The organism is Streptococcus varani, assembly GCF_001375655.1.
In the GTDB taxonomy this organism is placed as follows: Bacteria; Bacillota; Bacilli; order Lactobacillales; family Streptococcaceae; genus Streptococcus; species Streptococcus varani.
This window is the reverse complement of the sequence record NZ_CTEN01000004.1, coordinates 133,377-146,105: the sequence shown is the minus strand read 5'-3', so window position 1 is coordinate 146,105 and position 12,729 is coordinate 133,377. Positions and strand designations below refer to the sequence as shown.

General features: G+C 39.2%; 12 protein-coding genes. 6 read left to right on the top strand and 6 right to left on the bottom strand.

The window, feature by feature from the left end:
• Positions 1-116: 116 nt before the first annotated feature.
• Positions 117-1,466, bottom strand: coding sequence for a glutathione-disulfide reductase (gene gorA, locus BN1356_RS09310; protein ID WP_093651120.1), 1,350 nt, complete (start codon positions 1,464-1,466; stop codon positions 117-119).
• 244 nt (positions 1,467-1,710) lie between these two features.
• Between gorA and BN1356_RS09305 the strand changes: the two genes are divergently transcribed.
• The 4 genes from BN1356_RS09305 to BN1356_RS09290 all read left to right on the top strand — a co-directional run bounded on the left by BN1356_RS09305 (position 1,711) and on the right by BN1356_RS09290 (position 5,239).
• Positions 1,711-2,883: an efflux RND transporter periplasmic adaptor subunit gene (locus BN1356_RS09305; RefSeq protein ID WP_093651119.1), complete on the top strand. Its 1,173-nt coding sequence runs from the start codon at positions 1,711-1,713 to the stop codon at positions 2,881-2,883.
• Positions 2,855-3,550 carry an ABC transporter ATP-binding protein gene (locus BN1356_RS09300; protein ID WP_093651118.1) on the top strand — a complete coding sequence of 232 codons (696 nt, stop codon included), beginning with the start codon at positions 2,855-2,857 and terminating at the stop codon, positions 3,548-3,550. Before BN1356_RS09305 ends, BN1356_RS09300 begins: the two co-directional genes overlap by 29 nt.
• The gene (locus BN1356_RS09295) at positions 3,550-4,797 is read left to right on the top strand and encodes an ABC transporter permease (protein ID WP_093651117.1); all 1,248 of its coding nucleotides are present in this window, start codon (positions 3,550-3,552) and stop codon (positions 4,795-4,797) included. The genes BN1356_RS09300 and BN1356_RS09295 overlap by 1 nt, the downstream gene beginning before the upstream one ends.
• 166 nt (positions 4,798-4,963) lie before the next feature.
• Entirely contained in the window at positions 4,964-5,239 is a 276-nt protein-coding gene (locus tag BN1356_RS09290; protein WP_093651116.1) for a hypothetical protein, read from the top strand.
• Positions 5,240-5,333: 94 nt separating this feature from the next.
• Here BN1356_RS09290 and BN1356_RS09285 read toward each other — a convergent pair whose 3' ends face one another.
• Positions 5,334-6,821, bottom strand: coding sequence for an ISL3 family transposase (locus BN1356_RS09285; RefSeq protein ID WP_093651115.1), 1,488 nt, complete (start codon positions 6,819-6,821; stop codon positions 5,334-5,336).
• A 123-nt stretch (positions 6,822-6,944) separates the two neighbouring features.
• Positions 6,945-7,400 (bottom strand): YueI family protein, encoded by a 456-nt coding sequence (locus BN1356_RS09280; RefSeq protein WP_093651114.1) that lies wholly within the window; start codon positions 7,398-7,400, stop codon positions 6,945-6,947.
• Positions 7,401-7,542: 142 nt separating this feature from the next.
• On the opposite strand from BN1356_RS09280, the gene eno reads away from it, so the two are divergent.
• Complete coding sequence (gene eno / locus BN1356_RS09275; protein ID WP_093651113.1) at positions 7,543-8,850, top strand: surface-displayed alpha-enolase; 1,308 nt, start codon at positions 7,543-7,545, stop codon at positions 8,848-8,850.
• A 165-nt stretch (positions 8,851-9,015) separates the two neighbouring features.
• On the opposite strand, the gene BN1356_RS09270 is transcribed toward eno, so the two are convergent.
• The 3 genes from BN1356_RS09270 to BN1356_RS09260 are packed head-to-tail and all read right to left on the bottom strand — an operon-like array spanning position 9,016 to position 11,152.
• Positions 9,016-9,858, bottom strand: a complete 843-nt coding sequence (locus BN1356_RS09270) for an amino acid ABC transporter substrate-binding protein (protein WP_093651112.1) — start codon at positions 9,856-9,858, stop codon at positions 9,016-9,018.
• 13 nt (positions 9,859-9,871) lie between these two features.
• Positions 9,872-10,501 carry an amino acid ABC transporter ATP-binding protein gene (locus BN1356_RS09265; RefSeq protein WP_093651111.1) on the bottom strand — a complete coding sequence of 210 codons (630 nt, stop codon included), beginning with the start codon at positions 10,499-10,501 and terminating at the stop codon, positions 9,872-9,874.
• 9 nt (positions 10,502-10,510) lie between these two features.
• Positions 10,511-11,152 carry an amino acid ABC transporter permease gene (locus tag BN1356_RS09260; protein ID WP_093651110.1) on the bottom strand — a complete coding sequence of 214 codons (642 nt, stop codon included), beginning with the start codon at positions 11,150-11,152 and terminating at the stop codon, positions 10,511-10,513.
• Between the two features lie 185 nt (positions 11,153-11,337).
• Here BN1356_RS09260 and mgtE point away from each other — a divergent pair, with 185 nt between their 5' ends.
• Entirely contained in the window at positions 11,338-12,672 is a 1,335-nt protein-coding gene (gene mgtE / locus BN1356_RS09255) for a magnesium transporter (protein ID WP_093651109.1), read from the top strand.
• Positions 12,673-12,729 lie beyond the last annotated feature (57 nt).

Sequence of the window (12,729 nt, the reverse complement as noted above, 5' to 3'; positions counted from 1 at the left end):
GTATATCCAGAATATTTGACGGTTGTCTAAGGAGCGATGAAAGCAGGAACTGTTTGTTGAAAAATTGTCTGTGATAACTCTCTCCAATAAAGAATCAGCTACTATTTTAAAATTCTTTATCTCATGGTTACAAACTCTTCAGATCCAGTTGGGTGGATAGCTACGGTAGCGTCAAAGTCTTCTTTAGTTGCTCCCATTTTCATAGCGACTGCGAAGCCTTGAATCATTTCATCCACTCCATAACCAATACCATGTAGTCCAACGATATGCTCTTTTGAACCTGCGGTAATGAGTTTGAACTTAGCCATTTGGCGGTGATTATCCATAGCAGTATACATAGAGGTGAAAGCAGAGGTGTAGATTTTAATGTTTTCTTGTCCGTATTCTTTGATAGCTTCAGCTTCAGTTAAACCAACTGTTCCAATAGCTGGATGTGAAAAGATAACAGTCGGAACCATCTGAAAGTCCATTTTAGCATTTGTTTTACCATTGAAAAGTCGTTCTGATAAGAGTCGCCCAGTCTTAATAGCAACTGGAGTTAACTCGATTTTACCAGTTACGTCACCAAGGGCGTAGATACTTGGAACATTAGTTTCTTGGTACTCGGTGACAGCGATATAGCCATCCTCAGTAAGTTTGATACCAGCAGCTTCGAGATTGAGTTGATCAATATTTGGTCGGCGTCCAATAGCCCAAAGAACCTTTTCTGCTCTATGTGTGCTTCCATCCTCAAAGGTCACTTCTAGCAGGCCATCGTCTAACTTTTCTAACTTAAGAGGAATTTTATAGGTGTGAAGTTGCAGCCCTGTCTTTTCCATTTCCTCTACTAAAGACTGAACGATATAGGGATCAAAACTACGAAGTGGAGCTTCTTTGCGAACAAAGAGATCCGTTTTGACTCCTAGATGGTGCATGAGACCAGCTATTTCCACGGAGATGTAGCCGGCTCCAATAACGGCTAGAGAATTAGGGAGCTCATCCCATTCAAAAATATCATCGGAGACAACTCCATATTCTTTACCTGGTATGTTTGGTATATCGGGACGTGCCCCGCTTGCGATAAGAATCCGATCAGCGGAAATCAATTCACCATTGACTTCGACAGTGTGGGCATCAACAAACTTAGCATAACCTTCAATCAATTGGACATGATTGCGCTTGAAAGAAGTGTCATAGGATGAACGAGAACGTTCAATATAGGCATCTCTATTTTTTTTGAGAATAGAGAAGTCGAAGTGGACATTTTGGGCATTGAAACCGTATTCTGGTCCGTACGTGTGAATAGCTTCAGCGATATTGGCTCCATACCACATAATCTTTTTGGGAACGCAACCTATATTTACACAAGTTCCACCTAAAAGATTGCCTTCAATGACAGCGACCTTTGCCCCATGTTCACCAGCTCGGTTCATTGTTGCAATGCCTCCGGAACCACCGCCAATTGAGATCATATCAAATTTTTTCATCTAATTTCCTCCTATAATTTGTTCCTTATTGATTCTGCTTTCTTTCATTCTAGCTTTTTTTATTTCTTCCTGCAAAAATTTGCTACGATAGCTCTTTCTTACAAAACTGTAAGGGCAGTATTTCGATATTTTTTGTAAAATAGTATCATAAAACACTTGATTTTTTAAATGTGTTTGTGTATTATATAAATAATACAAGTAATTGTTTTTAAAAACATAAAACTTGCTAAAGGAGAATCATATCATGTTTAAAACAAAAAAAGCAAAGATTGCTTTATTTTCAGGCTTGGGTCTAGTTGCAGTGGCTGTGATTGCCGGTGCCATGCTCTTAGTAAATGGTGGGGGCGGAAAATCAGCGACCGATTCAGCTGAAGGAAAACTCTACTATACTACAGTCAATGAAGGGTCCATCGCCTCTACTACTCTTCTAGCTGGAACGGTAGAAGCAGCTGATGAACAATATATTTATTATGATGCGACCAAAGGTAATATCTCTGAAATCAAAGTAAAGGTGGGGGATCAGGTAGCAGCTGGTCAAGCCTTGGTTCAATACGATACAGGTGAATTGCAAGCCAATTTAGATATGGCAGTCCGTTCACGAGATAAAATCGGTCGTCAAATTTATGACTTACGAACCAATGGTCAGACTGTTGAATTGTCAGGGGATGATTCTGTCGATAACAAAACAGTTTCTTCAGCACAGCGATCTGTAGATTTGCAACTTCAAGATTTGAACGATGCTTATGCAGATGCGCAAACCAATATTGACAAAGCTCAAGCTGCTCTCAACGAAACGACCGTACTCAGCAATGTTGCTGGTACAGTTGTGGAAATAAATAAATCAGTTTCAAAATCGAATGCTAGCAGTCAAACAGTTGTTCATATTGTCAATCAAGGTAGCTTGCAAGTTGTCGGAACGCTGTCAGAATATGACCTAGCCAATATGGCTGTTGATCAAGAAGTTAAATTGACTTCAAAAGTTTATCCAGATCAATCTTGGGCTGGTAAGATTACCTACATCTCTAACTATCCAGAAGCAAATGGAGCAGCTAGCCCAAGTGCAGCTGGATCTAGCTCGTCTTCCAATGCAAAATATCCATTCAAAATTGCGCTTACCAGTGAAGTTGGACCACTTAAGCAAGGTTTTTCAGTCAATATTGAAGTCATCAACAACAAAAAATCTATTCTAGTTCCAGTAACTGCTGTAGTAACTAAAGACGATAAGCAGTATGTTTGGACCATGGTTGATGGAAAAGCTAAGCGTGTAGAAGTGACCTTAGGAGGTGCAGATGCAGTTCATCAGGAAGTTACTTCAGGTTTAGTGGCTGGCGACCAAGTTATTTCAAATCCAAGTGCTGATTTGGAGGATGGAAAAGAGGTGAAAGCTGTTGAAGAAACAACTGATCAAGCTAAGTAACATTAATAAGAGCTATAAAAATGGAGATCAGGAACTACGCGTTCTCAAGGATATTCATTTAGAAGTTGAAGAAGGGGAGTTTGTGGCTATCATGGGGCCATCAGGGTCTGGGAAGTCTACGCTCATGAATATTATCGGTTTACTTGACCGCTCTAGTTCTGGAGAATATATTCTAGAAGACACGGAAGTAAGCCATCTTTCTGAGAAGAAGCTAGCTAAAGTTCGGAACCATCAAATTGGTTTTGTCTTCCAACAATTCTTTCTTCTTTCAAAACTAAATGCCCTACAAAATGTTGAATTACCTCTCATATATGCTGGCGTAGCATCCAGCAAACGTCAAGAATTATCCAAGCAATTTTTGGAAAAAGTTGAATTGACTGAGCGGATGCACCACCTTCCATCAGAATTATCCGGCGGTCAGAAACAACGTGTAGCCATTGCTCGAGCCTTGGTCAATGACCCTTCAATTATCCTTGCCGATGAACCAACTGGTGCCTTGGATACTAAGACAGGGAATCAAATCATGGAACTCTTGACAGCCTTACATCGCGAAGGAAGAACCATTATCATGGTTACCCATGAGCCAGAGATTGCAGAATATGCCAACCGGAAAATTGTTTTACGTGATGGTGTTATCACTGAAGATCATCGCAAGGAGGTCTATTAATGGAAAATTGGAAATTTGCCCTTAAATCCATCCTTGCCCATAAGATGCGTTCGCTGTTAACCATGCTAGGTATCATTATTGGGGTATCAGCTGTTGTAGTAATCGTTGCTCTAGGAAGTGGGATGAAACAAAGTGTTGAAAACTCATTGGGTGGCGATAAAAAAGATGTAGAAGTTTATTTCTCCACAACACAAAGTGAGCAAGTCGGAGATGGCATGATGTCGGGGATGGTCTACGAAGAAATTTCCCAAGAAGCTGAACCGACCCTGACAGATAATATTCTTAATGGCCTCTTAAGCATTGATGGTGTTGATAACTTTTACACGACCAATCAATCCATCGCTGAGATTAATTTTGGTAAGCATAAAGCTGAAAATGTCAATATTACGGGTGCCAGCAGAACTTTTTTTGATGTTAAAAAATTTGAAATAATTGCCGGTCGTAAGTTCTCCCTTAATGACTATAGTAAATTTGCCCGCATTATCATGTTAGACAAAAAGTTAGCAGAAAAACTTTTTGGTGATGCTAAAACGGCACTTAACCAGACAGTTAGTGTGAAAAATAAATCTTATCTAGTTGTTGGTGTTTATGAAGATCCTAATGCCGGGACTGCAATGTATGGGATGAAATCCGGTGGGAATGCCATCATGACCAATACTCAAATCTCTGCTGAAGAAGGCGTCAAAGAAAATGGCATGGTTTATGTTCATGTGAAAGATGTTTCTCGTTCTAGCGAGGTAGGTCAGGCCGCCGCAGATTATTTGACAAAAGCAACTGGTTTAAAGACAGCTAGCTATCAAATTTTTGATATGTCTAAAATATTAGAGGAAATCAATCAAACGATGGGCGGCGTGACCATGTTCATCGGTGCTGTTGCAGGGATTTCGCTTCTAGTTGGTGGTATTGGTGTCATGAATATTATGCTGGTATCGGTTACTGAGCGTACTCGTGAAATTGGTTTGCGTAAGGCCCTTGGAGCCACTCGGAGTAATATTCTCAATCAATTCTTGATTGAAGCTATAGTATTAACAACCCTAGGAGGTCTGATTGGTTTAGGCCTAGCCCAACTTCTAGTCTTTGTAGTCAATATTTTGAAACCACTCGGTTCGGATATAACAGCCGTTATTTCTGCTCCGGTTGTGCTTGGTAGCCTAGCCTTTTCAGCGGCAGTCGGTATCGTCTTTGGTGTCTTACCGGCCAATAAGGCGTCTAAACTGGACCCAATTGAAGCTCTCCGTTACGAATAATTAGCTATTTCTTTTAAGGAGCTCTCTTATGAAACGATTCTTATTAATTGTCAGCATCTTATCTACTTGCTTCTTGCTGACTGCTTGCAAACTGCAATCGGTTGATGAGTTAAACTCTCCATCCACTCAGTCCATAGTGGTATATGATGCTGCCGACAAGTAAGTCATGACTCTTCATGATCAAGCTATAGTTGAAAAATTTTCTGAATATGCTAGTCAAGATTCCGTAGATGTAGATAGTGTAGAACTCTTTGATCAAGTCCCTGAAGATGCCCAATTAGCCTATCGTTTTGTTCTCAAAGAGAAATCAAATCAAGAAATTAACATGAAAATTTTTGCCAATTATGACTATTTATTGATTGAAGCCTTACCTATTTTAGGTGATCTTCGACTCAAATTGACAAAGGAAGAAGCAGATTGGTTTAGGAATCCTGAAGATTAGTAATTCCTTAAAAAGACTCGGTTTAACCGAGTCTCAGATTGTAGACAAACTTCATTTTTGGGCTCTTTGTCAACTGTAGTGGGTTGCTGAAAAGTCATAACCTGGAGAGGACCAACTTGGTTCTCTTCTTTTTGATGTTCAAAGCGATGAGAATTCTTAATTTAAAGTTGTCAAAGTTCCGGAAACCAAAGGCATTACGCTTAATGACTTTGATGAGGTTGTTAGTAGCGTCTAGTTTGGCGTTTGAATAGGGGAGTTCTAATGCGTTAATGATCTTGTCCTTATCCTTCAAAAAGGTTTTAAAAATAGTTTGAAAGATGGGATTTACGCTGGGAAGCAGCTCCTCAATGAGGTCAAAGAAATGTTCAGCTTGCTTCTTTTGAAAATGAAAAAGCAATAGTTGGTAAAGTTCATAGTGTTCTCGAAGTTCCTGCGAGTAAGAAAGTAGTTTTTTAAGAATCTCTTTGTTGGTTAAATGCATCCGAAAAGTAGGGCGATAAAAGCGTTTATCGCTGAGTTTACGGCTATCCTGTTGAATGAGTTTCCAGTAGCTTTTTAGCGCCTTGTATTCATGAGATTTTCTGTCAAAAAAATGTTCAGCTTGCTTCTTTTGAAAATGAAAAAGCAATAGTTGGTAAAGTTCATAGTGTTCTCGAAGTTCCTGCGAGTAAGAAAGTAGTTTTTTAAGAATCTCTTTGTTGGTTAAATGCATCCGAAAAGTAGGGCGATAAAAGCGTTTATCGCTGAGTTTACGGCTATCCTGTTGAATGAGTTTCCAGTAGCTTTTTAGCGCCTTGTATTCATGAGATTTTCTGTCAAACTGCTTCATGATTTGGATGCGCAGATGGTTCATGGCCCGACTCATATGTTGGACGATATGAAAGCGATCGAGGACAATTTTAGCGTTTGGAAATAATTTTTTAGCGATATCGTAGTAAGGACTAAACATGTCCATAGTGATGACTTTGACTCGGTTTCTCACCTGTCTGGAATAGCGGAGGAAGTGATTGCGAATGGTCGTTTGTGTTCGTCCATCTAGAATAGCTAAGATAGTAAGCGAGTCAAAATCTTGTGCGATGAAGCTCATTTTGCCCTTCTTGAAACTATATTCATCCCAGCTCATGTGAGCTGGGAGCCAAGTTAGGTCAGTCTTGAATTGGAACTCCTTGAGTTTGCGAATGACTGTTGAAGTGGATACGGCCAAGCATTCAGCGATGTCTGTCATAGAAGCTTTCTCAATCAGCTTTTGAGCAATCTTATGGTTAACAATAGCTGGTATTTGATGATTCTTCTTGACCAGAGAAGTTTCTGCGACAGCTATTTTTCCGCAATCCTGACAACGAAAACGACGTTTCCTTAAACGAATTAAGGTCTTATATCCAGCACATTCCAGATAGGGGATTTTAGATTCTTTTTGGAGGTCATATTTAGCCATCTGACCATGACAGTTGTGGCATTTAGGAGCCGGATAGTCAAGTTTAGCGATGACTTCTTTATGAGTTCCAGCGTCCACATAATCTGAAATGGTGATATTAGGGTCTTTTATTCCAAGTAAGTTTGTGATAAAATCAAATTGTTCCATATGAGTCTTTCTAAAATGATGGTTTTGTCGCTTTTCATTATAGGTCATATGGGACTTTTTGTATACACTCAAAAAGGCTTAAGAACATGCTTGAAAAATGCTCTTAAGCCTTTTATTTATCTTTCACTTGCCAAATACTTTCTGCCAAAATCCTTTTTTGGGTTCCTTGCTTTCTTCCTTATTTTCTGTGATTCTTTGAGGAAATTGTTCTTCCAATGTGATGTTCATAAGATCTACCGCGTGGTCTGTATGAAAGACAAGAGCAAAGGGGCTATCTGCCGATTTCTCATCTACAATCGTAGTTATTAAGTGTAAATCTTGAGCTTCCTTCATGAGAGATATTTGAAGAGAATCGGATAAGTTTGGAGAAATTTTTAGAAAGACTTGTGCATATTTTTTACTTAATTCCTGGCAAATAGGAGAAAAATTATTTTGAAATTCCTTTGAAAGAGCTTGGGAGGAGGAGATGGTTAGCAGAACACGTTCTCGAAAGGTCCCCATATAAAGTCTTTGTTGGTCTGGGTCTAGACGGCTTTCACCACTGGCTTTTTGTAAAATAGTTTTTTGTAAATCAGTCATACTTGCATTGTACCATAATTATTTGGAAAGCTACTAGTGGCAAACGTTTTCATGGACCTCTAGTGTATTTTTCCTTGAAAAAAAGGCATTTTTACAGTATGATAGTAATGTAATAAATAAAAACTCAAAGGAGAGTAATAACATGTCAATTATTACTGACGTTTACGCTCGCGAAGTCCTTGACTCACGCGGTAACCCAACACTTGAAGTAGAAGTTTACACTGAATCTGGTGCTTTCGGCCGTGGTATGGTTCCATCAGGAGCATCTACAGGTGAGCACGAAGCAGTAGAACTTCGCGATGGTGACAAATCTCGTTACCTTGGTCTTGGTACACAAAAAGCTGTTGACAATGTAAATAACATTATCGCTGAAGCAATCATCGGTTTTGATGTAACTCAACAACAAGCTATCGACCGTGCTATGATCGAATTGGACGGAACTCCTAATAAAGGTAAATTAGGTGCAAACGCAATTCTTGGTGTATCGATCGCTGTTGCTCGTGCAGCTGCTGATTTCCTTGAAGTGCCACTTTACACTTACCTTGGCGGATTCAACACTAAACTTCTTCCAACTCCAATGATGAACATCATCAACGGTGGTTCTCACTCAGACGCACCAATCGCTTTCCAAGAATTCATGATCTTGCCAGTTGGCGCGCCAACTTTCAAAGAAGGTCTTCGTTGGGGTGCTGAAGTCTTCCACGCTTTGAAGAAAATTCTTAAATCACGTGGTTTGGTAACAGCTGTTGGTGACGAAGGTGGTTTCGCTCCTAAGTTCGAAGGAACTGAAGATGGTGTTGAAACAATCATCGCTGCTATCGAAGCTGCTGGTTACGAAGCTGGCGAAAACGGCATCATGATTGGTTTTGACTGTGCTTCATCAGAATTCTACGACAAAGAACGTAAAGTATACGACTACACTAAATTTGAAGGTGAAGGTGCTGCTGTACGTACTTCTGCAGAGCAAATTGACTACCTTGAAGAGTTGGTTAACAAATACCCAATCGTTACTATCGAAGATGGTATGGATGAAAATGACTGGGATGGTTGGAAAGCTCTTACTGAACGTCTTGGTAAAAAAGTTCAGTTGGTTGGTGACGACTTCTTCGTTACAAACACTGACTACCTTGCACGTGGTATCAAAGAAAACGCTGCTAACTCAATCTTGATCAAAGTAAACCAAATCGGTACTCTTACTGAAACTTTTGAAGCTATTGAAATGGCTAAAGAAGCTGGCTACACTGCAGTTGTATCACACCGTTCAGGTGAAACAGAAGATTCAACAATCGCGGACATTGCAGTTGCAACAAACGCTGGTCAAATCAAGACAGGTTCATTGTCACGTACTGACCGTATCGCTAAATATAACCAATTGCTTCGTATTGAAGATCAACTTGGTGAAGTTGCAGTCTACAAAGGCTTGCAAGCATTCTACAACTTGAAAAAATAATCTAATTCTAGATTAAAGGTGTAAAAACCTTGATTCATAGCACTTTAGGAGTCTATCCTAGAGTGCTTTTTATTGTTGTTTTAATTTGGGTAATAAAAATGGTTGAAGAAATTGTCTAAAATAGACTTTTTCTTCAACCTGAAAGAGTTCGAGTAGATTCGTATCTTATTCTCCCTTAACAGCTGGAGAAGCGGTATCTTCTTCAAACCATTTTTCTGAGATTTCTTGGAATTTACCATCTTTGTAAAGTTTTTTGAACCCTTGATTGATATTCTTCACTAGGGTTACATCTGATTTTCTGGCACCAACTGCGAAGTCACCACTTTCTAAATCAGCTAAAATGACGTGGTAATTTTCAGTTTCATCTTTCTGAGCCAAGTAGTAGTTAGCATAGACCTTATCCACCAAAAGGGCATCGATACGGTTGTTTTCCAAGTCGATAAAGGCTTGGGTAAAGGTAGGGTATTGTGCAGCATCTTTGTCTTTTACGATATCCTTGAGTACTTTGGGATTACTAATAAATGCTTCATAACCAGATGAAGCTGCTTGTGCCCCGATAATTTTACCAGTCATGTCCGAAAGTTTAGTAATACCAGAATCCTTCTTGACGATTAAAACTTCTTCGGTTTCCATATAGACATCTGAGAAGAGCACTTTTTGTTTGCGTTCTTCTGTTACGGAGTAGCCGTTCCAGATTAAATCGATTGTTCCGTTATCTAATTCGGCTTCTTTCATTGACCAGGTAATCGGTTTCCAGTCCACCTCAATCCCATATTCTGCAAAGACTGCATTAGCTAGATCAATATCAAAACCAATATTTTCTCCTTGCTCATTTTTGAAGCCCATTGGAACAAAAGTGTTGTCAAAACCGATAGTAATTTTCTTATTTTTCTCATAGTTTTCCCATTGATCTGAATTGGCTTCCTTATTCGTCTTAGCACAAGCTGCAAGAAGAAAAGTAACAAAGACGAGGGAAAGAGTTAGAAAAATCTTTTTCATTAATTTCATTTAGAATCTCCTTTTATTTTGGATTGATCTTGATAATTTGATCGGATATATTTTCTGCAAAGTTCAAATCATGGGTAACGATAATCTGTGTGATACCAGCTTCCTTGTTTTGGAGGATTAATTTCTCAACTTCTTGTCGGAGGGCTACATCAAGAGCAGAAGTGGGTTCATCATAACCAATAATTTGTGGGTCAATCATCATAGCACGAGCTAAGGCTACACGTTGCTTTTGCCCACCTGAAAGAGAGTAGGGATAGGCATCTGCAAAACCAGCTAGTCCCAGACGTTCCAAGAGATTTAAGGCCTTTTCTTGAGCTTGTGTTTTACTCATGTTGAGAGTCTTGGTTGGGGAGAGGATGAGATTATCCATAACAGATAAGTGAGGAAAGAGTTGGAAATCTTGGAAAACAAAACCGAGAAGGTTTGCATCCTCCAAGTGGTTTATGGAAACAGATTCACCATTATAAATGATCTCACCGCTATCTAATTTTTCAAGTCCAGCCAACATCCGTAGGAGGGTCGTTTTTCCTCCTCCGGAAGGTCCAACAAGAGAAAGTGTTTTTCCTGCCTCAACTGCTAGGTTGAAATTGTCGAAAATCTGCTTATTTCCAAAGCGTTTTGAAATATTTATTAATTCTAACATGGGCACCTCTTACTTGTAGTAGTTAAATTTCTTTTCAACTTGTTTCGATAGAACTGTTACTACACCAATCAAAAGCAAGTAAATGGCTCCAGCGAAGAACATTGGGATCAGACTAGCATCACGGTTTGAGGCAATCTGGCTCTCTTGCAGCAAGTCAGCGATTCCCAACACATAAACCAGAGATGAATCCTTAACGAGGTTAATCACTTCATTAAAAACGCTTGGGAGGACAATCTTAAAGACTTGAGGCAAAATGATGTAGCGAATGGTCTGTAATTGCGTCATCTTCAGTACTTTTGCTGCTTCATATTGGCCAGTCGGGATTGCTTCGATACCTCCCCGGAAAATCTCTGCGAAATAAGCTGCATAATTCAGTGTGAAAGCAATGATTGCTGCCGGCATTCGTTCTAAGGAAATTCCAACTCTAGGTAATACATAGTAGAGGAAAATCAATTGAAGAAGGAGAGGCGTCCCCCTCATAATCAAAACATAAAGATTTATCAGCCATTGAAGAGGTTTGAATTTGACTTGCATCAAAAAGGCTAAAATAGCTCCGAAAGGAATAGAAAGTAACAAAACAATAAAGAAAACCTGAAGAGTTACGAGGCTTCCGTTTAGTAAACTAGGCAAAACCTGTGAAATATAATCCATACTATCTCCTAAAATTCGATAATCATTAAAAATTATACCAAATTTTTAAAATAAATGGGAGTAATTAGGAGGAAATATTCAAAACATTCGCATTTTTATAGAGAATTTTATGGAGATTGAGGATTATGGTATAATAGTTAGGTATTTGAAAAGATAAATAAAATTTAATAGAAAAGGATGAGACAATGGAAGAAATTTTAATTCAAATTATTAATAATAAAGATTACGAGATGTTAAATCATATTCTGGAGGAACATTTCCCTGTGGATATTGCTTTGGGACTGGAAACATTGAATGATGAAACGGTGCTTAATCAGTTTTTAGAGATGGCCAAAAATGATCTTCTGAGTGAAGTGTTAAGAGAATCAGAGCCGACATTGCAACGGACCATGATCCAAAATCTCTCTTTTCAGAGAGCGACCGAACTCTTTAATCTCATGCCAAATGATGATGTAGTTGATATTCTTGGTTCGCTTCAAGTTGATTTGCGCAAGCAATACCTCAGCTTGATGAAGAATGATAATCGTGAAGACCTACAGATGATGCTGGCCTACGACGCTCATAGCGCCGGTGGTTTGATGACCACTGAGTTTATTACTATTCCTCAAGATTTGACAGTTTCACAAACCCTTGAGAAACTGAGAGAAATTTCTCCTAATACAGAAGTCATTGATACACTCTTTATCACAGATAAAACGTCTTCACTAGTTGGCTGGATTGATATACGAGATCTTTTTATTCATGATTCTCAAGCATTTTTAAATGATTTTATGAGTCATCAGGTAGTCGCTGTTCAGCCAGAAACAGATCAGGAAGAAGTAGCACAGCTTTTTGCCAAATATGATTTATCCATGGTTCCTGTTGTTAACCATCGTCAGGTTATTTTGGGAATCATCACAGTAGATGATATTATTGATGTTTTGCAAGAAGAATATCAAGAAGACATGTTGCGGATGGGGGGCGTCCAAGAAACAGAGGCTATCGGAGCACCCTTTGTAGATTCTCTACGTAAACGACTACCTGGGCTATTGGTCAACCTTGCGACAGCTTTTATCGTTTCAGCTACGGTAGCAGCCTTTGATCACGTCATCGTACAAGTTGTTGCCTTAGCAGCAATCAGTCCTTTTATCACCGGAATCAGTGGTAATTCTGCTGAGCAGACACTGGCCTTAGTTATTCAAGGTATTGCCCTTGGTAAATTAAATTTAAAAGATGATAAGAAATTGGTGTTAGGTGAAGTTAAGGTCGCCGCTGTCAACGGCTTGTTAACAGGACTGGTGGCAGCAACAGCCATGTTCCTGTTCTATCAAAATTTCTATCTCTCTCTAGTTGTCGTTCTCTCTATGATGATTAACTTGTGTATTGGCGCCTTGTTTGGTTTCTTTGTTCCACTCATCCTCAAAGCCTTAAAGCAAGATCCTGCTCTGGCTTCGTCGATTTTCATCCACACAGCAACAGACACCTTTGGTTATTTTGCCTTTCTTGGTTTAGCTCAAGTTTTCTTGCCGCTTATTCTGTAAGGAGCTAGGTAGAGAAATAGTAGATTGTAAATATGAAAAGACAGTTGAGAATGAGTA